Source organism: Aeromonas sp. QDB62, from assembly GCF_027705695.1.
In the GTDB taxonomy this organism is placed as follows: domain Bacteria; phylum Pseudomonadota; class Gammaproteobacteria; order Enterobacterales; family Aeromonadaceae; genus Aeromonas; species Aeromonas allosaccharophila.
The window spans coordinates 1-19838 of the sequence record NZ_JAPDCD010000059.1; the positions used below are offsets into that span (position 1 = coordinate 1).

Sequence of the window (19838 nt, forward strand, 5' to 3'; positions counted from 1 at the left end):
ATCTGCTCCATGCGGGACAAGAAAATCTCTTTTCTGGTCTGACGGCGCTTACTGCTGAATTCACTGTCGGCGAAGGTGAGCTGATGACTCATGATGAACCCTTTTTCATGGCTCCAGATGACAAACATGATCTCATATCAGGGACTTGTTCGCACCTTCCTTGGCTCTATACGCTGTTTAAGAGGTATTTTTTCGTACCCTTCAGCATAAGTATCTCGAAATGTTTTTAAATGAAAATTTAAAAAATCTGCAGGTAAACCAACAAGGTTGTCAACAACCTTCAATATCGTGTCTGCAGTTTTGCACATGGTTGAAATAGGTGCTGAAACAGCATCAACAATATCGCCTTTAAGTACAAGACCATCAGTTGTAATACTTATCTCTTTTTCACCCATTGAGTTTACCATCCTTGAACTAAGTCTTTTATAAATTATTGTCTGTTGGGCTTCATGGGTATCAGCACCGACAAGTAAATAAGGTGTATCGCCAAGTTAATCAAGCCAACGCTACCGCGCGACCATGATACCGATTGAGGCCGTTTGTGGAAGGGCTGAGGGGCGATAATCTGTGCCGGATCAATAAATTAAGGCGCTCAAAGTGCTGAAACGACAAGGCCCCCGATGTCGGGGGCCTTGTGATAGCGCCATCACTGGTGAGGCTGAGCAGGGCAATGTCGGTCAGGGCAAGTCCAGGGTAAAGCGGGCGCCACCGAGGGGGGATTCATCGACCCGGATCTGGCCGCCGTAGCTGTGGACGATCTCGGTGACCACCGCCAGACCTATGCCCTGACCCGGCGAGCTGTCGGCGCGAACGCCACGCTGGAAGATCTGCTCCGATTTGGCCGGGTCGATACCCGGGCCATCATCTTCCACTTCGATGCGCAGCCGTTCGAGATGGCGGCGCACCGTCACCTTCACTTCGCTGATGGCAAACTTGCAGGCGTTGTCGAGCAGGTTGCCCATCAGCTCCATCAGGTCGCCCTGTTCGCCGTGAAAGAGGGCGTCATCATCGAACTTGAAATGGGTTTGCAGCTTCTTGTGGCGATAAACCTTGGTCAGGCTGGCCAGCAGTTTTTCAATCAGCGGCACCGGCTCGGTGCCCTTGCTGGCAAGGCGCTGGCGGCCGGTAACGGCGCGTCTGAGCTGATACTGGATCATCTGATCCATGGTGAGGATCTGCTCGTTGATGTTGTCGTGGATCTCCCGCCCCAGTTGCACTTCGCGGGTGGTGATCTGGATCAGCGCCAGCCGGGTTTTCAGGCTGTGGGCGAGATCGTTGAGGGCGTGCTGGTAGCGCTGGGTTTGCTGGCGTTCGTTTTCCAGCAGCTGGTTGACCGAGTCGGTCAGCGGGGCCAGTTCCCGTTCGAATTCGTTTGACAGCGCATCGCGCTTGCCAGCCCGGATATCGTCGATCTGGCGGGCGATGGTGCGCAGAGAGCTGAGGCTCCAGAAGGTGGTGAGCAGCAGCAGTCCGGCCAGCAGCAGGTAGGCGAGTAGCGCCTGACGGGCGGTCTGGTAGAGGTAGGTGCGCGACTCTTCGTGATAGCGTTTGGCCGAGTCGATCATCACTACGTAGTAGGCGGTGGTGCCACTGCCAGGATTGCGGATAAAACGCAGGCTGTAGACGTAGTAGCTCTCGCCGTTCTTGATGGTGTGTTTCTTGAAGAAGTAGTCGAGATCCATCCCCCCCAGATACTTCATCAGATCGCCGCAGATGGTCTGTTTGGCCTTGATCACCTCCGGCATATGGAGGCTCGACCAGACCAGCTCGCCATCGGCGCGGCAGATCAGGGTGTCGAGGTTGCTGTCACTGGCATCGCGGGACATCCGCCCCAGTTCGACAGTGGGGCCCTTGTCGTCCGGCTCGGTGGAGGAGAACAGCTTGGCCAGATTCTCCTGCATCCGGGCACTGGCCTTCTGGGTCTGCTCCTCGATATGGCCGAGGTAGAGGGCGTAGACGGCAAACCCCATGATCAGCGCGATGACCAGCAGCGAGCTGAGCAGCAGTTTGATGTGCAGGGAGCTGCGGATCATCTTGATGGGGCGCGGCAGATGAAACTGCATCAGTTACACGACAGGTTGAAGATGTAGCCCTGGCGCCGGATGGTGGAGATGGGTTGAATCGTCCCTTCCGGATCCAGCTTCTTGCGCAGGCGGCTCACCATCACCTCGATAGTGTTGGGGTCCCCTTCGCCGTCGCCGTAGAGCTGGTCGAGCAGTTGTTGCTTGGAGACCACCTGACGGGCGTTGCGCATCAGGTACTCCAGAATGAGGTATTCAAAGCTGGTGAGCACTGCCACTTCACCGGCGATGGTCAGCTCCTTGCGGGAGAGATCCAGCTCGTAATCACCGGCCTTCACCTTGGGCGAGATAAAACCGGCACTGCGACGCACCAGCGCATTGAGGCGGGCCAGCAGCTCATCTTTCTGGAACGGTTTGACCAGATAGTCATCAGCACCGGCTTCCAGTCCTTCGACCTTGTCCTGCCAGTTGCCACGGGCGGTCAGCACAATGATGGGGAAGGGGATCTGCCGTTCACGCAGTCGCCGGATCAGTTGCAGGCCATCCATATCGGGCAGACCGAGGTCGATGATCGCCACATCAATGGGGTAGTCAACGGCATAGTGCAGAGCAATCTCGGCCTTGTCGGTGCTGTAGACCTGATTGTCGGCTTCGGTCAGCAGGGAGGAGAGGTGGTGATTGAGCAGCTTGTCGTCTTCGACCAACAGAATTTTCATGATGTGAACGGTCATAGGGATCCAGGCTGTCAATTAGAAAGTGAATGTCGCTTCGAGTCAATTCGAATCCTATCTTGCCACTCCTGTATCGGGACTGAATCAGGGGGCTTCAGAGTTTGCGGCAACTGGTCGTTTATCCATTGTCCGTTGTTGTCGATGGCGCTTTGGTCAGTTCAATGCTGATCGCCATGCTGCGAAAGGTTTGACGAAATGAGAAAGGTAGCCGGAACGTGGCTGGCGCGGCTGAAGGGTCGGGAGCGCAGCGACTTCCTCTATATTGTCTGGCTCTGCTGGGGAGCAGCTCTGCTGCTCTATGTGCTGGGGTCACCCTGTTTTCTGTGGCCAGTGGCGCCGATGCCGCTGGTTCTGCTTGTCTGGTTGATGGAGAGAGTCGGGATGTTTGGAAAAAAACGTGATGGGGCGGCCAGTGTGTCAGCCGGGGCAACGGTCATTGCTGCCGGTGCCCGCTTCAAGGGCGAGTTGCAGGTCGAGGGGGATCTGGAGGTGCGCGGTCACGTCAATGGCACCATCCAGCTCACCGGCGGTGTGCTGCGCATCATGCAGGGCGGCACTGTCGAGGGTGACGTGAGTGCGCCCCACGTGATCATCAATGGTCTGCTTGAAGGCACCTGCACCTCCGCCGAGGTGGAGATCCTGGAGAGCGGCAAGATGCAGGGGATCTTCAAGGGGGGCAGCCTCTCCATCTGCAAGGGCGGCAACTTTGTCGGTCAGTCCCAGCCCACCGTGGCCGGCAAGGCCGATCCCGTGTTGCAAGCCTTGTCTGAAAACCGATCGCCCGAGAGCAAGCAGCCAGAGAACAAGAACAATGTGAAGAAGCTGCCGCACGAGCCGAAAGGCAAGGCGACCGAGGAGCTGGCCAAGCAGGCGTGATGCCGTTTGCCAGCCGTGCAGATGACGGTTGTTCAGGGAAACAGAGAGGGGGCCACGATGGCCCCCTCTGCGTTTCCCCGTTACCCGTTAGCTGCGGCGCGGCGGCAGCATATTGGTGAGGGTGTTGTCTTTGAGAATATGGTGGTGATAGAGGGCCGCCACCGTGTGCAGGCCGATCAGCGCGTAACCGATATTACCCAGCGTCTCGTGCACCTCCTTGATCAGTCCCTTGAGGTCCGGACTTGGGGAGATCAGGGCTGGCAGCTCAAGCCCGAAGAAGGGAATGGGCTTGCCCGCGGCGCTCAGCAGCAGCCAGCCAAACAGCGGGGTGAGCATCAAAAAGCCGTAGAGGGCGAGGTGGGCCAGTTTTGCCAGTTTGTGCATGACCGGGGAAAGCTCGGGCACGATACGGGGTGTCGGGCTCATCCAGCGCAGCGCCAGTCTGACAAATACCAGAGCGAAGATGAGCAGCCCCAGCATAAAGTGCCACTCCTTCATCAGATCCCGGCCAGGGTCGCCCTTGGGAAAGATATCGCGAAATTCGATCAGGGCGTAGACGGCGATCATGGCCCACAGGGTCAGCCAGTGCAGCCCGATGTTCAGGGTGCCGTAACGTTGTTCACTGTTCATCAGCATAGGTTTGTTCCTTCAGATTGGTTGTCACATCCGTGTGGCATTCCCGCTGAACAGCATATCGAAGCGAGGCCGGATCCCTTGGCGGCAACTGCCGTGCTGCTACCACTTGCCAGTGGCCAGCAGCCTGAAACGGGCGGCAGTCGGAGAGAAAAATCCCTCTACTCTCTGCATGGTATCACTGGCAACCGGGTGGATAGTCTGATCAATGCCACACAATTCACAGGCTTATTAAGCACCTTGTGACGTGAAGGCAGCGTGAAATAAAGGTGTGAAATTGCGTCAGTGGGGCCAATGACGGCTTCACGCCGGGGATCAGGCGGGCTCGATGGCCAGCACCATGCAATCCGGTTCGTTGATGCGAAAACGGACGTTGCAGTCAAACAGCCGTACCCCGTACTCCTTCTCATCCGGCTTGCCCTTCTTGTAGGCGGGGCGAGGATCTTGCGCCAGCACTTCGCTCACCAGCTGGCGCAGCTCGGGATGGGCCTTGAGCCAGGGTTGCAATTGCTGCTCGGCCTCGGCACTGAAACGCACCGCCAGCGGCGGGGTGGGGGCATCGGGGGCAAAGCCGCCACGGGCATCCGGCAGGCTGTCGGCATAGGGAATGTAGGGTTTGATATCGACGATGGGGGTGCCATCGAGCAGATCCACCGCCCCCAGCTCCAGCCACAGCTTGCCCCGTTCGCGACCGACCCCGTGCAGTTCGACCACCGAGAGGCCGAGCGGATTGGGGCGGAAGGTGGAGCGAGTGGCAAAGACGCCGACCCGCTCGTTGCCGCCAAGGCGCGGCGGGCGCACCGTCGGGTGCCAGCCCTGCGCCATGGTCTGGTGAAAGACGAAGCTGAGCCACAGATGGGAGAACTGCTCGATGCCGCGCAGCACATCCGGCTGATCGTAAGGGGGGAGCAGCTCGAGGCGGGCGCGAGCCGATTTGACCAGACCGGGCTGGCGGGGGATGGCGAACTTCTCCTTGTAGGGAGAGCGGATGATCCCGAGGGTGTTGATTTCAAACTTCATGGCGGATCCTGACTGAAAACCCCGGCAATTTAGCACAGGCAGCCCCAAAACGCAGGCTTGGCCTCACTACGCCCATTTCTGCTGCGCTGCCGTGATCCCTGTCCCATCCCGGCCAGTCGGGGGCTGTGCCCGCGCGCCAAGTTGCGTAGGGTGGAGGCAACGGGCGCATCAGGATGCAATGTGCGCATTCGCGCCGAAGGGAGGGAGAGGGATGAAACTGCTGATTATCGGTGGCACCGGCTTTTTGGGGCGCCATCTCACCGCGCTGGCGCTGGATTGGGGCCATGAAGTGACGCTGTTCAACCGTGGCCTGCACCAGCATCCGGACTGGCGCGATCTGCTGCAGCTCACCGGCGACAGGGACAAGAGCCTGAGCGCCCTGCAAGGGACCGGGTTGCAGTGGGATCTCGTCATCGACACCTGCTGCTATCGCCCCGAGCAGGCGGCGAGCCTCTCGGCAGCCTTATTCGGGCGCTGCGAGCGGCTGATCTTTATCTCCACCATCAGCGTCTATCGCGATTTCTCACTGCCCGGAATGGATGAGTCGGCGCCGCTGCATGCTATCCCCGCAGGCGAAATGCCCTCTGACTACGGTCCCCTCAAGGTATTGTGCGAGGCCGAGTATCACGCCCGCTGGGGCGATCGGCTCTGCATCCTGCGCCCGGGCGTGCTGTGCGGCTCCCATGATCCCACTGGTCGCATGGCGTGGTGGATTAAGCGGGTGCAGCAGGGCGGGCCCTGGTTGTTGCCGGGCAGTGGCGAGGATCGCTTGCAGTATCTCGATGTGCGCGACTGCGCCGAGTTTGTGCTGCGCGCAGCCGAGCAGCAGTTGTCGGGCATCTTCAACCTGCTCAAGCCCGGCATTACCCTCTGCGACTGGCTGGAGCGGCTGAGCGCCCGCTTGCTGCCAGTCAGCCCCATCCAGCCCGAGTGGCTGCCATGGCCGACCCTTATGGCGGCCGGTATCGAGCCCTGGCAGAGCTATCCCACCCTGCTGCCCTGCGCGCAGGCGGAGTTTGCCGGTTACGGCTTTATCAGTGCCGAGGCGGCCATCGTCAAGGGGTTGAACTTCCGGCCGCTGGAGGAGACCGCCGCCGATCTTGCCCACTGGCTGGTCATCGAGCCCATCGCTGGCGTGGCGGCGGATGCCATGACTCATGCCCGGGAGACCTCGCTGCGTCAGCAGTTGCTGGCACCCAGTCTGCAATAGGAAAGAGTGGCGGGATCATAGTGTTGCTGCCGAGAATGCAGCGGCGCGAACATAACGAGAGGGCATCCCGCGGGATGCCCTCTCTGTCTATCCATACCTGATGGCTGCCAAATACCGGTTGACGCGATTCCCTATCGCACCGCCCTTGCTCGCCGCGCTAGCGAATGGTGGCACCCGCGGCTACCAGCAAGTCGCGCAAAATGGCGCGATGGCAGCGGGACTCCTGCTCGCAGTAGCAGCCCACCGACAGATTGGTGGTGTGGGAGAGGGCGGCCAGCAGCGCCAGATCGTGCCTGGCAGCAGGTTGCGCCATCTCGGCCTTGTACTGCTTGCCAAACGCCGCCCATTGGGCGGGTGTCTCGGCAGCCTGACCCAGTTTCATGGTCTCGCTGCTGGGGGCGAGGTTGGGGAACCAGACGTCGTACCAATGCTGGCTGGCAAATTCGCTCTTGGGGACGCCGCGGGGCGGGCGGCGCACAGTGCCGATGCGCAGCCCCTCATCCGGCAGGCGCGGGCTGCCAAGGCGAACGATGGCGAGGGCCATGGCTACGGCTTACTTCTCTTCGGCCACTTTCAGCGCCTGCCCGTAGCAGATCACCTGTTTCAGGCAGCCCGGGGTGTCGCTGAATTCGGCACACTTGTCGATGGTGACGCCGTTGCCACCCATGTCGGCGGCGCGGCGGCGGGCCAGGGTGCGTGCGTCACCGGCGTTGGGCACCGGCTGGTTGGCATCGGCCTGGCAGGATTCACCCTCGATGGTGCCGAGGTAGAGGTAGTTGAGGTCAGCCAGCTCATCCTGTTCGTAGATGCGCACGCTACCGGGTTTGAAATATTCGTCGAAGTTCTCTTTATCCAGATTGCTGTTGAAGGCGTAGTTGGCACAGCCGGAGGCAATCAGGGGCATCATCAGGATCAGGCGTTTCATCGTCTCGTATCTTGTGTCGGTGATGAGGACAGTAGAAATGCGCAGGCGCTCCATGTCGGCATCTTGTTGAATAATGAGGGGGACATTATAGGGGCCAGCCGCCTGCGGCGACCAGCCCCGTTTTGCGCCCGGGTGTCAGGGTGTGACCCCCATCAGCCTGATATCAGACAGCAGCAAGCCGTTGGTAAAGGCTGCGATAGTAATCATCCGCCAGCAGCTCGTTGTGAGGGGCGCAGAGGCGGATCTGTCCCTCTTCCATCAGGGCAATCCGGTCCATATGCTCCATCCCCAGCAGGCGGTGGGAGATGAGCAGCAAGGTGCGATCTGCCCCGAGCCGGAACAGCAGATCCATGATCTCCCGCTCGGTTTGACTGTCGAGCCCTTCGGTCGGCTCGTCCAACAACCAGAGCGGCGCATCGTGCAGCAGGGCGCGGGCGATGCCGATACGGCGACGCTCACCACCGGAGAGGGGGCGGCCGCCGTCACCGAGCCAGGCGTTGAGGCCGGCTTCATCTTCCAGCAGATTGGCCAGCCCGACCTGGGTCAGTACCGCAATCAGCTGCGCGTCAGTGGCGGTCGGGGCGGCCAGCTTGAGGTTGCCCCGCAAGGTATCGGCAAACAGATGCACCCGCTGACTCACCACCGAGATGGAGGCGCGCAGCGCCCCTTCGCTGTAGTCGGTGAGCGGCTTGCCATCGAGCAGGATCTTGCCTGCCTGCGGGCTCCACTCCCGGGTCAGCAGCCCCATCAGGGTCGATTTGCCGCAGCCGGTCTGGCCCAGCAGCGCCAGCTTTTCACCGGCGTGCAACTGCAGAGTGCAGCCACGCAGCACCGGCTGGGGGTTGCCGGGGTAGCCAAAATAGAGGTCGTTGATTTGCAGTGCGCCAGCGTTGGCGTGAGTCTGCTCGTCGCCCCACACGGGGGCTTTTGCCTCTTGCAGGATTTCGTTCAAACGACGAGCCGAGGTGAGGCTGGTGGAGAGGTGCTGGAAAGCCCCCGCCAGCGGCATCAGTGCCTCGAAGCTTGCCAGCGTGGCAAACACCATCAGCGCGGTAATGGGGTCGGGCGCAGCACCGGCCACCCCATGACCGGCCAGCCAGAGCATCAGGGTCAGGGTCCAGCCGCTCAGCAGTTGCACCGAGAAGTTGGCCAGCCCGCTCACCTTGGCCATGCGGGCCTGCGCGGTGAGCAGCGCCTGTTCGGCTTGTTGCAGCTCAACCAGCGCCTTGGGGGCGGCGGCAAACATCTGCAGTTCGGCCTGCCCATCCAGATAGTCCACCATCCGGGTTCGCAGGGTCGATTTTTCGGCAATCAGCGCCTGACCGGGGCGACGGCCGAGGAAGTAGAACACCAGCGGCAGGGCGATCATGCCAAACAGCAGAATGGCACCCAGGGTGAGGGCGAGGCGACTGTCGAAAAACGACAGGAAGAAGACCAGCCCGGCAGTGCTGAGCAGGGCCGCGCCGATGGGGGTGATCAGCCGCAGATAGACGTGGTCCATCGCATCGATGTCGGCCACCAGCCGGTTGAGCAGATCCGCCTGACGGAAACCGGCCAGGGTTCCGGTGGAGAGCGGCGAGAGTTTTTGCCAGAACCAGACTCGCAACCGGGTCAGCACCCGGAAGGTGGCATCGTGGCTCACCACCCGCTCACCCCAGCGACCGGCGGTGCGGATGATGGAGAAGAAGCGCACGCCACCCGCGGGGGTCATGTAGTTAAAGGCATGGGTCGTCGCAACGGTCATCCCCGCCACCGCGGCAGCGGAGAGGAACCAGCCGGAGAGGGAGAGCAGCCCCATGCCGGCGGCCAGGGTCACCAGCGCCAGCAGCAAGCCAATGGTGAGGCTGAGCCAGTGTTGGCGATAGAGGCGCAGAAACGGCAACAGATCACTCATCGAGAGAACCTCCGGAACGTTGGGAGAGCAGGCGGGCAAAAGGCCCCTGCCCAGAACTAAGTTGCTGGAAGCTGCCTTGCTCCACCAGCTGTCCGCGCGCCAGCACCATTATCTTGTCCATCTTGGTGAGCTGGTCGAGGCGGTGGGTGATCATTAGCAGGGTCTGGCCAGCCATCGCCTGCTCAAGGGTGGTCATGATGGCGCGCTCGGAGTGGCGATCCAGACTGGCGGTCGGTTCGTCGAGCACCATCAGCTGGGTTGATTTGAGCAGGGTGCGGGCCAGTGCGAGGCGCTGGGCCTGACCGACCGAGAGGCCGCCCGCCTGATCGCCGACCGGATAGTCGAGCCCCTTCTCCATGGCAAATTCCCACGCCTGCGCCCGTTTCAGGGCATCTTCCAGCTCTGCATCGCTGGCCGTTGGCTTGGCCAGCAGCAGGTTGTCGCGCAAGGAGGCGTGGAACAGCTGCGGGTTTTGCGAGAGCCAGCCCAGCTGCAGGCGCCACTGGCTCATGTCGAGGCTGGCGAGCTCCTGCCCGTTGACCTTGAGCTCACCACGATAGGGAGCAAAGCCGAGCAGGGCGTTGACCAGCGAGCTCTTGCCGGCGCCGCTGACGCCGATGAGGGCGGTGCGCGAACCGGCTTCCAGAGTGAAGTCGATGGGGCCGACCAGCACCTTGCCTTCGGCGCTCAGCACTTCAAGACCTTTGGCTTCTACCTTGACCGGGCTGTCGGCATGGAACGGCGCCGTGCCCGCGGCCGGTTCGCTCACCTCGGCTTCAAGGAACTCCAGCAACTGCTCGGCAGCGCCGATAGCCTGCGCCTTGGCGTGGTAGTGGGCACCGAGTTCTCGCAGCGGGGCGTAGAACTCGGGGGCGAGAAACAGCACGAACAGGCCGGTAAAGAGGGTGACCTTGACCCCATAGCTACCAAAGTTCAGATGGTCGATATAAGAGAAGCCGAAGTAGACGGCGACCAGCGCTACCGAGATGGCGGCGAAGAACTCCAGCACGGCGGTGCTCAAAAACGCCAGGCGCAGCACCTCCATGGTGCGCTCACGAAAATCTTCCGAGGCGTCGCGAATTGCGTCACCTTCCGCCTGGGTACGCATAAAGAGCTGCAGCGTGCGCAGCCCTTTCAGGCGATCGAGGAAGTGACCGGAGAGACGGGCCAGCGCCTGAAAATTGCGGCGGTTGGCATCGGCGGCACCGACACCGACCAGGATCATGAAGATGGGGATAAGCGGAGCCGTGCCCAGCAGGATCAGGCCCGCGGCCCAGTTGACCGGGAACACGGCCACCAGAATGACCACCGGAATAAAGACGGCAATGGCCATCTGTGGCAGGTAGCGGGAGAAGAAATCCTGCATGTTTTCAATCTGTTCCAGCAACAGGCTGGCCCAGCTACCGGCCGGGCGGCGCTGGATATAGGCAGGACCGAGACGGCTTAAACGAGTGAGCACCAGTTGGCGGATGGTCTGGCGTACCGCGCTGCCCGCCTTGAAACTGGCCACTTCGCGGCCGTAGGCCAGCGCCGCCTTGCCGAGGGTCACCAGCAGCAGGGTAATAAAGAGCGTGATGGATTGCTCGGGGGTTGAGCCTTCGATGATAAAGCCGTGCAACAGGGTCGCCAGCAGCCAGGCTTGCGCCACCATCAGAATGCCCTGGCCAAGGCCAAAAGCGATGGATATCGTGATCCAGCGGCGACCGTGACTCGATTGCTTGCGCAACCAGCCATAGAGACGTTTTTGCGTTTTTTTATCCATTACCACCATCCTCGCGTCGAGTGGCGCAAGACTATCCTTGCCGTTTGGCCTTGGCAACCTTGTAAATTATCTGTGTTGAAAATGTTTGATTGAAAAAGCAACCGTCTGCTCAATCCTTGTCCGAACAGATTGATTTATTGAAAAAAGTGGCAAAGGCGCCATTGCGCTCGGCGGCAAAATGCATATAGTAGGAGCCCTGACGCGGGTGTAGTTCAATGGTAGAACGGTAGCTTCCCAAGCTGCATACGTGGGTTCGATTCCCATCACCCGCTCCAAATTTCAGATGCCAGGCGGGCATCGTATAATGGCTATTACCTCAGCCTTCCAAGCTGATGATGCGGGTTCGATTCCCGCTGCCCGCTCCAGCTTCAAAACAAAAAGCCCACTCCTGCGAGTGGGCTTTTTGTTTTGCATCTTGTTCAGCGTGTGACGCAACGATCACCGTGTTTTTGTATTATCTCTGCCTTAATAATGCAAACCGCAGAGACAGAAAAGGCGCCCGAGGCGCCTTTTCAGATCAGCAGCGTAGCGAGAGCTTATTCCTGCTCCAGCTCACCACAGAAACGGTAGCCTTCGCCGTGGATGGTGGCGATGATCTCCGGGGTATCGTTGACGCTTTCAAAGTGCTTGCGAATGCGACGGATGGTCACATCGACGGTACGGTCGTGGGGCTTGAGCTCACGGCCGGTCATCTTCTTCAGCAGCTCGGCACGGGTCTGGATCTGGCCCGGGTTTTCGCAGAAGTGCAGCATGGCGCGGAACTCGGAGCGCGGCAGCTTGAACATGTCGCCAGTCGGGCTGACCAGTGCGCGGCTGTTGATATCCAGCGCCCAGCCGTTGAACAGGTAGCGCTCAACCAGCTTCTTCTCTTCGCCACCGGCAGCCACGTTCATGGTGCGGCTCAGCAGGTTGCGGGCACGGATGGTCAGTTCGCGCGGGTTGAACGGCTTGGTGATGTAATCATCGGCGCCGATTTCCAGACCCAGGATCTTGTCCACTTCGTTGTCACGACCGGTCAGGAACATCAGGGCGATGTTGTCGTTCTCACGCAGTTCACGGGCCAGCAGCAGGCCGTTTTTGCCCGGCAGGTTGATGTCCATGATCACCAGATTGATGGTGTGGGAAGTGAGGGCTTGATGCATCTCGTCGCCGTTATTGGCTTCGAGCACGATGTAGCCTTCCGCTTCAAAAATGCTTTTCAGGGTATTGCGTGTGACCAGCTCGTCTTCGACGATCAGAATGTGTGGTGTTTGCATGAGTATTCCCAGATTCTTATCAGTTAATTATCTTAAATTTAACACTCTTTGGCGTTACAAACCGATTTCCTGACTGATCCTGAAAATTTATTACGTCATCCTGGGTATGAGAGTCAGGTCGGAATATCGCGAATTAGGCATCAGTACCGGCAAGTATCCCTGTGCCACTTATAGGTTCCCGACAAGTCTGGTCGAGCAGAGCCTGGAAAGGTCGTCCATTACGAAAGTTGCCGCATTTTATCAGTTAACAGGAGCATAACAACACTCTTTGCCGTCAGATAGCAACTTTTTAACTCTGTTTTGATATAGGTCAAACCCTGGCACAGCTGCATGATACTTGGCCTTAACCGGGTTTTAGCCCCTATAAAATGTAATGGAATGTAACATGTGATTGACATGATTTTGTGGGAAAACTACAAGAAAATCTGCTTTATCGCGCCATTTGAGCCACCTGATTGGTCTGCCTTTGCCATCATTACCGCCTGGAACCCGGCCAGCCAGTGGGTCGGCGAACGGCGCAATCGGCGGCGGGAGCGGGCATTGTGGCGCCATCTGACCGTGGATTTGCAGGTGCCCGTGGTGGGGCCGTTTTGGGGATCTGACCCCAACGAGCGCTGGCAGGAGTCATCGCTGGCGGTGGCGTTCTCCCTGCCGCAAGCCCGTCAGCTGGCCACGCGTTTTGGCCAGAATGCCCTCTACTGGGTGGAGGATGGCCAGCTCTGGCTGGTGTCGGTATTGACTGATAAATCAGCAGTTTGTCTGGGCAATATTGAATCCTTCTGGATTGCCAGAAGCCTCGCCTGATGAAAGAATGAACACCTTCATGCATCTGAAAGGAATCAAATCATGCTGGATCTCCTGCCCGACCTCTGCGATCAACATGGCGACTTGCTGCAAGTGGCCGACCCGGTGTTTCAGGATTTTGGCGGCAAGCCCCTCTTTTATGGTCGCGCCGTGACGCTCTCCTGCTACGAAGACAACAGTCTGGTGCGGGATCTGGTGACCCGTCCCGGCCACGGCAAGGTGATGGTGATCGATGGCGGCGGCTCGTTGCGCCGGGCGTTGCTTGGTGATCAGTTGGCGGTCAAGGCGGTGGAGCAGGGGTGGGAGGGGATCCTGATCCACGGCGCGGCGCGGGATGTGGGCACCCTGGCGACACTGGCGCTCGGGGTCAAGGCGCTGGCCGCCTGTCCGGTCAAGACCGAGAAGCGGGGATTGGGTGAGCTGGGGGCGGTGGTCAGCTTTGCCGGCGTGACCATCCACGAAGGGGATTACGTCTATGCGGATCGCAACGGCGTGGTGGTGAGCGCTACGCCGTTGCTGTGAGCATCAGAAGTTGAAGCCGACGCCCAGACTCAGCGCCTGATCGGCGGTGATGGCGCTGACGCCGTAGTTGGCGGTAAGGGAGAGTCTGGGGGTCAGCAGCAGGCTGGAGTTGAGCTCCAGCAGGGTGCTGGCCTTGTTGAGATCGAGATGCTTGATCTGGCTGCCGATATTGAATGCCGGAGAGAGCTGATAGCGCACCCCCGAGCTCATATTGAAACCGGATGTGCGATTCTGATCCGCCACCGCCGGGCCCGCTTCCATAAAGAGGGTCACATCATCCACCACCGGATATTGATAACCGCTATTGACCAGCCAGAGATCAAAACTGTCGCTGTGATGGCTATGGCCATTGAGCAGCACACCCGAGTAACTTTTGACATAGAGAGACGGGTTGGATTGCGGCTGAACCACTGCCCAGTCGGCGGCCTGTACGGCCATGCTGGCGCAGGATGCAAGCAGTGTGATGAGAAGCGCCTTGGTCATTCTTTTCCCCTCCCTGGGTCCGGAACTGAGCTTAAGCATGGCACAAGCATGGCACATGCCAGCTGGTAGTAAAGTGAAGCGAGATCACAATAAAATCCTTTGGCGTGGGCGCCAGCCATGATAAACAGGCTGCCGTATTGATGGCTCTAATCATTAAGAGGTGAATCCATGAACAAGAAACTGACTCTGCTGGCCGCGCTGGCACTGGGAGGCTGCGCAATGGCAACAGGTTCCAGCATGGCTCAACTGCAAGCATCCGGCTGGCAGCTGCAAGGCGCCACCGGTGATACTTTCACCCTGCAAGTGGTCGATGGCAAGGTGGCGGGCAAGGGCGGCTGCAATCGCTATTTTGGCGGTATCACCAAGCAGGGTGACGGTGTCTTGACGCTGGGGGCTATGGGCTCCACTCGCATGATGTGCATCGGCGATGAGATGAACAAAGAGATGGAGTACCTGCAAAAACTTGAGAAGGTGGCCACCTACTCCATCAACGGCAACCAGCTGACCCTGAGCGACGCCAACAAGGCAGCCCTGCTCACCTTCAACGCCGTGCCTGCCGCCAAATAAGGCACGCCGTTCGTCTGACAACCCAGTCAGCGCTGACTGCGCTGGCGGGTCAAACGCTCTGATACGCCCTCCCTGTGGAGGGCGTCTGTGTATCTGGCACTGCGTGCCCATACACATCCCCCTTTTGGTCATATGTGTTATCTGAACCGGCAGAGAAAAGAAAACCCCGCTCCGGTATCAGCCGGAGCGGGGTTTTGACTATCTCGGGATGACGAGGGGTTACTGTACGAACTGCTGATGCAGCGCCAGTTCATCAAACAGCTGATCCTGGATGGACGCGCCATTCAGATTGGGCATGCTGTGATCCGCAAATGAGCTGTAAGGATCGCTCCCGTTGTTCGTTGCGACACCTTGCACTGCCGAGTCCAGTTGTGCCAGCAGGTCATCCAGTTCGCTATCGCCGCTATCGAGTAGCTCACTGAACGCCAGCGTCGCACCGGGCGGACTCTGCAGTTCGCCGCTCTGGGGTGCCGCCAGGCTGAGTGCACTGAAATCAATCAGCTCATCCTGCATCTCGTCGTGGGTGGCCTGGCTGCTCGTATCCTCGTCGCTGACTGTCTCGCTGGTCATTGTCGGCGCGGCCGCCATGCGCAGACTGATTGGGGCTGCAACACTGCCAGCCAGATCCTGAACGGCGATATCCAGGTTGGTTTCCGCGGTATCCCCATCACCATCGCGCAGGGTAAGGAGGAACTTGTCCTCTCCATCGCCATGCACATCCTTGGCCTGATAGTCGTACTGCCCGGTTTCAAAGTTCAGCGCCAGCTTGCCATTGGCGGTATCCAGCGTCAGCTTGCTGCCATCGGTCACCTTGATGTCGCTATCGCTGTGGTGGGCGAAGATGCCGTTTTTCTGCTGATCGTAGAAATAGGCCTGGCCATCATGGGTCAGGCTCTCGACCCACTCCCCTTCGATCGACGATCCGGTGAGATCCCCGTGCAGCTGGCCCGGGACCGACTCGGTCAGCGTGCTGATAATGTCGGCATCCTTCTCCACCTTGATGGCGGTGCCATCCTGACCCGCCATGGGCGCCAGATACTCCAGCGAGGAGCTCTGGCCGATGGCAAGCATATTGACGTTGTCAAAGGGGTTGCCATGCTGATCCAGAATGTGCTCCATGGACTCGCCCAGGATCAGCAACTGCTCGGCATGGGTCGGTGCGACCCGGCCAGTGAGCAGGTCCTGATAGTGCTGCTCACCACCCACTTCATCCGGGCTGATGCCCTTCATCAGGCGCTCGCGGAACATGTCTGATTTGTATGTACCGTTCATCCAGTAGCTGAAATCCGAGGGGGCGCCATCGGAGAGGAAGTAGAACTGCTTGCTGCTTCCCGCCATCTCCTGCTGATTCTGACTATCTGACAGAATCGTATCTAGCTGGTTAAGTGCCTGAGTGTAGGGGGTCCAGCCTCCCGGGCTCAGCTTGCTGAAGAACTGCTGGATGTCGGCCAGGGAGTGCAGCCAGCCAGAAATCTGCCCATCCGGGTTGCCTGCGTGGGTGGCAATCTTGAACTGCACATCCCCCAGCTTGTCGTACTGATCGAACATCGCCTTGATAGCCTGTTGCGAAAGTGACCAGCGGGTTGTCCACTGTCCATTTGCGTTCTGGACGGGGTCATTCATAGAGTCGGACATATCCAGCGCAATGATGACGGAGTTGGATTGCGGTGCCATATCCCCGGTGGTGAGGGTCAGGTGGGCAGGCGCAGGGGCGCTGTCGATCACATCGATCACCAGTTCTCCCTTGGTGTGCTGGTTGCCAACCTTGATATCGAGCTCGAACGGCAGAGAGAGGGTGTCCTTGCCGGCAGCACCATGATCGAGCGGGCGGAACAGATCCAGCTCATAAGTGCCGTTCTGCGAGTTCAGCTGTGCTGTCAGCACATTGACCTTCTGGCCCGCCTCCGTGATAAAGCCGGTCAGGGTTAGACCATCGTTGCTCACCTCGTAGCTCAGTGGCTTGCCACCACTGTTGACTGCCGTACCTGTCTGCCGGGTTGCAAACTGGTAGTCGTGGGGTGTGGCATCCTGAGCGCCCGGCAGTGAGCCTTGGCTGTGGGCATGCGCGCCGCCTGCCAGTCCATCCTCTTGCACAGTCACATGCAGGGGAGCCGGTGCGGGCAAGCTCTCACCGATCAAGGTGATGGTGACATTGGCGTGATCGGTAGCACCGTGAAAGTCGCGAATCGCGTACTCAAACTTGATCTCTTTGGCCTCGCCCGCGACCAAATCCCGTTCAGCCTCCGGCAACGTCAGCAGGTACTTGGCGGCATCGAACTGCAGCTTGCCATTGACCAGGGTGACATAGTCCGGGTAGCTCCCCGGCACGATGGAGATGGCATCCCCGTTGGGATCGGAGTCGTTGCTCAATACGTCGAGGGAGAGCACGCCGGTCTCATTGGTCTGATAAGACTGATCGAAGCGAGTCAGATCAGCGGTGACCTTGGTAATAAAGTACTCCGAGCCTTGCGGATCGACGATGCCGTCCTTATAGCCGAGGGCTGACATTTCAATGGTGTCAAAGTAGCGGCCACCGGCATCGATCTGCACATTCTGTTTACCGCCAGCGTTGCCTTCAAAGATACCGGTCGCCACCAGCTCGCCCTTGTAGAAGGCTTTCCAGACTCCCCGCTCGACACCGGGCTCCCAGCCGCCATGCGCCTGGTCGTGCCACAGGTTTTTGACCTCGATGGTGGCATGGTCGGCAACCTGACCCTGCTGGAAGGTGAAGCGCATGGCTTCGCTCTGGTTCGCGCTGTCGAGGTAGCCGATCTGTCCTGCCTGAACGCTGTCTGCGCCAGGTTGCTCGATACCGGATTTCACCCCGAAGCGGTGGTCGCCATCGCCGGTGTAATCGGATTTCTCGGCATCGGCCACTTTCTGCCCGGTTGTGGCATCAATGACATAGTAATCGACCTTGATATCGCCACTGATATCCCAGTTCTGTGCATCGAGCGTGACGGTCTTGTCGCTGACAAGGCCGTCATCCTGCGCATCAGGGGCCTCGTTGGTGCCGGTGATGGTGACGGTGACGGTGTGCTGGGCAGAGCCGTCGGCACTCTTGACCACGAAGGTTTCGCTGGGCAAGGATTCCCCTTCTTTAAGGGCCTGCACCTGCGGGTCATCGTTGTCGAGCTGGTAGCTCCAGTTGCCATCTTTATCGATGGTGAAGGTGCCGTGGTTACCCTTGACCTGAGTCTGGGGCTGGAACACCGCTTCGCCGTGATCGACATCGGTAGCGATCAGCTTGCCGTTGGTGGTGAGGGTCACATCTTCTTTGACCGCACCCTGGTCAGCGCCCGGCGTCGCGACGCCGATGGTGGCGATGTCATTGGTGCCGGTGATGGTGACGGTGACGGTGTGCTGGGCGGTGCCGTCGGCACTCTTGACCACGAAGGTTTCGTTGGGCAGAGATTCCCCCTCTTTGAGGGCCTGCACCTGCGGGTCATCGTTGTCGAGTGTGTTAGTCCAGTTGCCATCTTTATCGATGGTGAAGGTGCCGTGGTCACCCTTGACCTGAGTCTGGGGGTGGAACACCGCTTCGCCGTGATCGACATCGGTGGCGACCAGCTTGCCATTGGTGGTGAGGGTTACATCCTCTTTGACCGCACCCTGGTCAGCGCCCGGGGTCGCGACGCCGATGGTGGCGATGTCGTTGGTACCGGTGATAGTCACGGTGACGGTGTGCTGGGCAGAGCCGTCAGCACTCTTGACCACGAAGGTTTCGTTGGGCAGGGATTCCCCTTCTTTGAGGGCCTGCACCTGCGGGTCATCGTTGTCGAGTGTGTAAGTCCAGTTGCCATCTTTATCGATGGTGAAGGTGCCGTGGTCACCCTTGACCTGAGTCTGGGGGTGGAACACCGCTTCGCCGTGATCGACATCGGTGGCGACCAGCTTGCCATTGGTGGTGAGGGTCACATCTTCTTTGACGGCACCCTGGTCAGCGCCCGGCGTGGCAACGCCGATGGTGGCGGTGTCGTTGGTGCCGGTGATGGTAATGATCACCGTGGCCGGGGCACTCTGGTTGCCACTCGGATCGGTGGCAATATAGGTAAAGGAGACCTGTCGTGTCTCACCCTCTCGCAGGGATTGAAACTCGGGGGAGGGAATATATTGGTAGCTGCCATCGGCATTGAGGGTCAGTTGACCGCTCTGTACGCCGCTCACCAGGGTGTAACCCTGCGGATTGATGCCGTCGCTATCGGGATCTTGCGCGGTCGGAACCTGAGCGAACAGGGTCGGCGTGTCTTCAGAAATGATCTGCTGCTGATCAAAGGCAACCGGCGGATGCGCTATCTTGCCGGCGATCTCGTCACCCGGCAGCGCATCCAGGCGTTGCGGGTCACGGCTGTTATGGGTCGTATCAAAACCCGCTTCGGAAATGGTCGCTCTGGCGGTACGTTCGGTGACGATGACGCCCGCATTACCGGAGCCTGCGAGGCCTCCTGCGGTATCACCGCCGCTGGCGGTTGCCTGGGCGATTTCGGTCGGATCCTGCCCATCCTGAATAGCTTGCTGGATGGCGGCCAGTTCTTGCTCAACGGCGGGGTCGATTTCATCCCCATCGGAGGGAATGGTGTCGTCTGGAATAGTGTTATCCGCACTCGCCATTGCTGGCGGTGTCAATTCTACCTCCGCAGGGGATACCAGTAGCACACCCTTAGGAAGCATATCGCCGACATTAACGGCTTTGATTGAGCCATCTTTTAAAACGATCCAGCACTCTCCTTGAGCCTTAGTGATTCCATTGCTTGATCGAGCAGGATTTTGTGCATGTTGCGTGTGTTCCTAATAGTTTGAACTGATAAATTTATAGTTTTTATACTAATTATTCCGCCCAAGGCTAAGGAGAGTGCATTAAATAATCAAACGACTTATTGATGATATATTTCTATTAACTGATTCGCTGGTGGAATTAATGTATTGCCATGATTTAATTGAGTTTATTGTTGTTCTGCGGGTTATTTTAATTGTATTGGGTGATAGTCTTTATCGGGTTAAAGTCAGCGTATTAAGAGCGCTACTCATATGAACGACTTTATATTTTTTAATGAGAATCGTGAATTCAGATAATAAGTGCAATGCCCATGGTGCATAGGAGAGAGGCGGTCAACTACCAGTTAGGGTACGCTTC

Annotated in this window: 17 protein-coding genes and 2 tRNA genes; 7 read left to right on the forward strand and 12 right to left on the reverse strand. The window is 59.0% G+C overall.

Features of this window, described 5'->3' with window-relative positions; translation table 11 throughout:
- Positions 1-137 precede the first annotated feature (137 nt).
- The 3 genes from OKC27_RS20630 to OKC27_RS20640 form a co-directional block, all read right to left on the reverse strand.
- Positions 138-395 carry a hypothetical protein gene (locus OKC27_RS20630; RefSeq protein WP_270694235.1) on the reverse strand — a complete coding sequence of 86 codons (258 nt, stop codon included), beginning with the start codon at positions 393-395 and terminating at the stop codon, positions 138-140.
- 282 nt (positions 396-677) lie between these two features.
- Positions 678-2063, reverse strand: a complete 1386-nt coding sequence (locus OKC27_RS20635) for an ATP-binding protein (RefSeq protein ID WP_182970659.1) — start codon at positions 2061-2063, stop codon at positions 678-680.
- Positions 2063-2737 carry a response regulator gene (locus OKC27_RS20640; RefSeq protein WP_042063363.1) on the reverse strand — a complete coding sequence of 225 codons (675 nt, stop codon included), beginning with the start codon at positions 2735-2737 and terminating at the stop codon, positions 2063-2065. Before OKC27_RS20640 ends, OKC27_RS20635 begins: the two co-directional genes overlap by 1 nt.
- A gap of 210 nt (positions 2738-2947) precedes the next feature.
- Between OKC27_RS20640 and OKC27_RS20645 the strand changes: the two genes are divergently transcribed.
- Complete coding sequence (locus tag OKC27_RS20645; protein ID WP_201933774.1) at positions 2948-3628, forward strand: bactofilin family protein; 681 nt, start codon at positions 2948-2950, stop codon at positions 3626-3628.
- Between the two features lie 87 nt (positions 3629-3715).
- Here OKC27_RS20645 and OKC27_RS20650 read toward each other — a convergent pair whose 3' ends face one another.
- Both OKC27_RS20650 and tsaA read right to left on the reverse strand, forming a co-directional pair.
- Positions 3716-4264, reverse strand: a complete 549-nt coding sequence (locus OKC27_RS20650; protein ID WP_042657522.1) for a cytochrome b — start codon at positions 4262-4264, stop codon at positions 3716-3718.
- A gap of 312 nt (positions 4265-4576) precedes the next feature.
- Positions 4577-5281 carry a tRNA (N6-threonylcarbamoyladenosine(37)-N6)-methyltransferase TrmO gene (gene tsaA / locus OKC27_RS20655; protein WP_201933763.1) on the reverse strand — a complete coding sequence of 235 codons (705 nt, stop codon included), beginning with the start codon at positions 5279-5281 and terminating at the stop codon, positions 4577-4579.
- Positions 5282-5492: 211 nt separating this feature from the next.
- Here tsaA and OKC27_RS20660 point away from each other — a divergent pair, with 211 nt between their 5' ends.
- On the forward strand, positions 5493-6491 hold the full coding sequence (locus tag OKC27_RS20660; protein WP_201933754.1) for an NAD-dependent epimerase/dehydratase family protein: 999 nt from the start codon (positions 5493-5495) through the stop codon (positions 6489-6491).
- 157 nt (positions 6492-6648) lie between these two features.
- On the opposite strand, the gene OKC27_RS20665 is transcribed toward OKC27_RS20660, so the two are convergent.
- The 4 genes from OKC27_RS20665 to cydD all read right to left on the reverse strand — a co-directional run bounded on the left by OKC27_RS20665 (position 6649) and on the right by cydD (position 11072).
- Positions 6649-7035 carry a DUF488 domain-containing protein gene (locus OKC27_RS20665; protein ID WP_201933753.1) on the reverse strand — a complete coding sequence of 129 codons (387 nt, stop codon included), beginning with the start codon at positions 7033-7035 and terminating at the stop codon, positions 6649-6651.
- 9 nt (positions 7036-7044) lie between these two features.
- Positions 7045-7416: an Rcs stress response system protein RcsF gene (rcsF, locus tag OKC27_RS20670; protein ID WP_042657518.1), complete on the reverse strand. Its 372-nt coding sequence runs from the start codon at positions 7414-7416 to the stop codon at positions 7045-7047.
- A 163-nt stretch (positions 7417-7579) separates the two neighbouring features.
- A complete protein-coding gene (cydC, locus tag OKC27_RS20675) occupies positions 7580-9310 on the reverse strand; it encodes a heme ABC transporter ATP-binding protein/permease CydC (protein ID WP_270795555.1) in 1731 nt (576 codons plus the stop codon).
- Entirely contained in the window at positions 9303-11072 is a 1770-nt protein-coding gene (cydD, locus tag OKC27_RS20680; protein ID WP_201933746.1) for a heme ABC transporter permease/ATP-binding protein CydD, read from the reverse strand. Before cydD ends, cydC begins: the two co-directional genes overlap by 8 nt.
- 201 nt (positions 11073-11273) lie before the next feature.
- On the opposite strand from cydD, the gene OKC27_RS20685 reads away from it, so the two are divergent.
- Positions 11274-11347 (forward strand) — tRNA-Gly (locus OKC27_RS20685).
- Positions 11348-11362: 15 nt separating this feature from the next.
- Positions 11363-11437, forward strand: a tRNA-Gly gene (locus OKC27_RS20690).
- A gap of 171 nt (positions 11438-11608) precedes the next feature.
- On the opposite strand, the gene arcA is transcribed toward OKC27_RS20690, so the two are convergent.
- Entirely contained in the window at positions 11609-12328 is a 720-nt protein-coding gene (arcA, locus tag OKC27_RS20695) for a two-component system response regulator ArcA (protein WP_005338193.1), read from the reverse strand.
- 396 nt (positions 12329-12724) lie between these two features.
- On the opposite strand from arcA, the gene OKC27_RS20700 reads away from it, so the two are divergent.
- Complete coding sequence (locus tag OKC27_RS20700) at positions 12725-13132, forward strand: DUF3293 domain-containing protein (RefSeq protein WP_201933870.1); 408 nt, start codon at positions 12725-12727, stop codon at positions 13130-13132.
- A 42-nt stretch (positions 13133-13174) separates the two neighbouring features.
- Positions 13175-13654 carry a putative 4-hydroxy-4-methyl-2-oxoglutarate aldolase gene (locus tag OKC27_RS20705; protein WP_042657514.1) on the forward strand — a complete coding sequence of 160 codons (480 nt, stop codon included), beginning with the start codon at positions 13175-13177 and terminating at the stop codon, positions 13652-13654.
- A gap of 3 nt (positions 13655-13657) precedes the next feature.
- Here OKC27_RS20705 and OKC27_RS20710 read toward each other — a convergent pair whose 3' ends face one another.
- Positions 13658-14137 carry a hypothetical protein gene (locus OKC27_RS20710; RefSeq protein ID WP_058053116.1) on the reverse strand — a complete coding sequence of 160 codons (480 nt, stop codon included), beginning with the start codon at positions 14135-14137 and terminating at the stop codon, positions 13658-13660.
- A gap of 168 nt (positions 14138-14305) precedes the next feature.
- Here OKC27_RS20710 and OKC27_RS20715 point away from each other — a divergent pair, with 168 nt between their 5' ends.
- On the forward strand, positions 14306-14704 hold the full coding sequence (locus tag OKC27_RS20715; RefSeq protein WP_201933738.1) for an META domain-containing protein: 399 nt from the start codon (positions 14306-14308) through the stop codon (positions 14702-14704).
- Positions 14705-14923: 219 nt separating this feature from the next.
- Here the strand turns inward: OKC27_RS20715 and OKC27_RS20720 are convergent, their stop codons facing one another.
- Positions 14924-19447: a retention module-containing protein gene (locus OKC27_RS20720; RefSeq protein ID WP_270806660.1), complete on the reverse strand. Its 4524-nt coding sequence runs from the start codon at positions 19445-19447 to the stop codon at positions 14924-14926.
- Positions 19448-19838 lie beyond the last annotated feature (391 nt).

Coding starts and splice junctions, on each gene's coding strand:
- OKC27_RS20630 (WP_270694235.1), bottom strand. CDS start 395: ATGGGTGAAAAAGAGATAAGTATTACAACTGATGGTCTTGTACTTAAA.
- OKC27_RS20635 (WP_182970659.1), bottom strand. CDS start 2,063: ATGCAGTTTCATCTGCCGCGCCCCATCAAGATGATCCGCAGCTCCCTG.
- OKC27_RS20640 (WP_042063363.1), bottom strand. CDS start 2,737: ATGAAAATTCTGTTGGTCGAAGACGACAAGCTGCTCAATCACCACCTC.
- OKC27_RS20645 (WP_201933774.1), top strand. CDS start 2,948: ATGAGAAAGGTAGCCGGAACGTGGCTGGCGCGGCTGAAGGGTCGGGAG.
- OKC27_RS20650 (WP_042657522.1), bottom strand. CDS start 4,264: ATGCTGATGAACAGTGAACAACGTTACGGCACCCTGAACATCGGGCTG.
- tsaA (WP_201933763.1), bottom strand. CDS start 5,281: ATGAAGTTTGAAATCAACACCCTCGGGATCATCCGCTCTCCCTACAAG.
- OKC27_RS20660 (WP_201933754.1), top strand. CDS start 5,493: ATGAAACTGCTGATTATCGGTGGCACCGGCTTTTTGGGGCGCCATCTC.
- OKC27_RS20665 (WP_201933753.1), bottom strand. CDS start 7,035: ATGGCCCTCGCCATCGTTCGCCTTGGCAGCCCGCGCCTGCCGGATGAG.
- rcsF (WP_042657518.1), bottom strand. CDS start 7,416: ATGAAACGCCTGATCCTGATGATGCCCCTGATTGCCTCCGGCTGTGCC.
- cydC (WP_270795555.1), bottom strand. CDS start 9,310: ATGAGTGATCTGTTGCCGTTTCTGCGCCTCTATCGCCAACACTGGCTC.
- cydD (WP_201933746.1), bottom strand. CDS start 11,072: ATGGATAAAAAAACGCAAAAACGTCTCTATGGCTGGTTGCGCAAGCAA.
- arcA (WP_005338193.1), bottom strand. CDS start 12,328: ATGCAAACACCACACATTCTGATCGTCGAAGACGAGCTGGTCACACGC.
- OKC27_RS20700 (WP_201933870.1), top strand. CDS start 12,725: ATGATTTTGTGGGAAAACTACAAGAAAATCTGCTTTATCGCGCCATTT.
- OKC27_RS20705 (WP_042657514.1), top strand. CDS start 13,175: ATGCTGGATCTCCTGCCCGACCTCTGCGATCAACATGGCGACTTGCTG.
- OKC27_RS20710 (WP_058053116.1), bottom strand. CDS start 14,137: ATGACCAAGGCGCTTCTCATCACACTGCTTGCATCCTGCGCCAGCATG.
- OKC27_RS20715 (WP_201933738.1), top strand. CDS start 14,306: ATGAACAAGAAACTGACTCTGCTGGCCGCGCTGGCACTGGGAGGCTGC.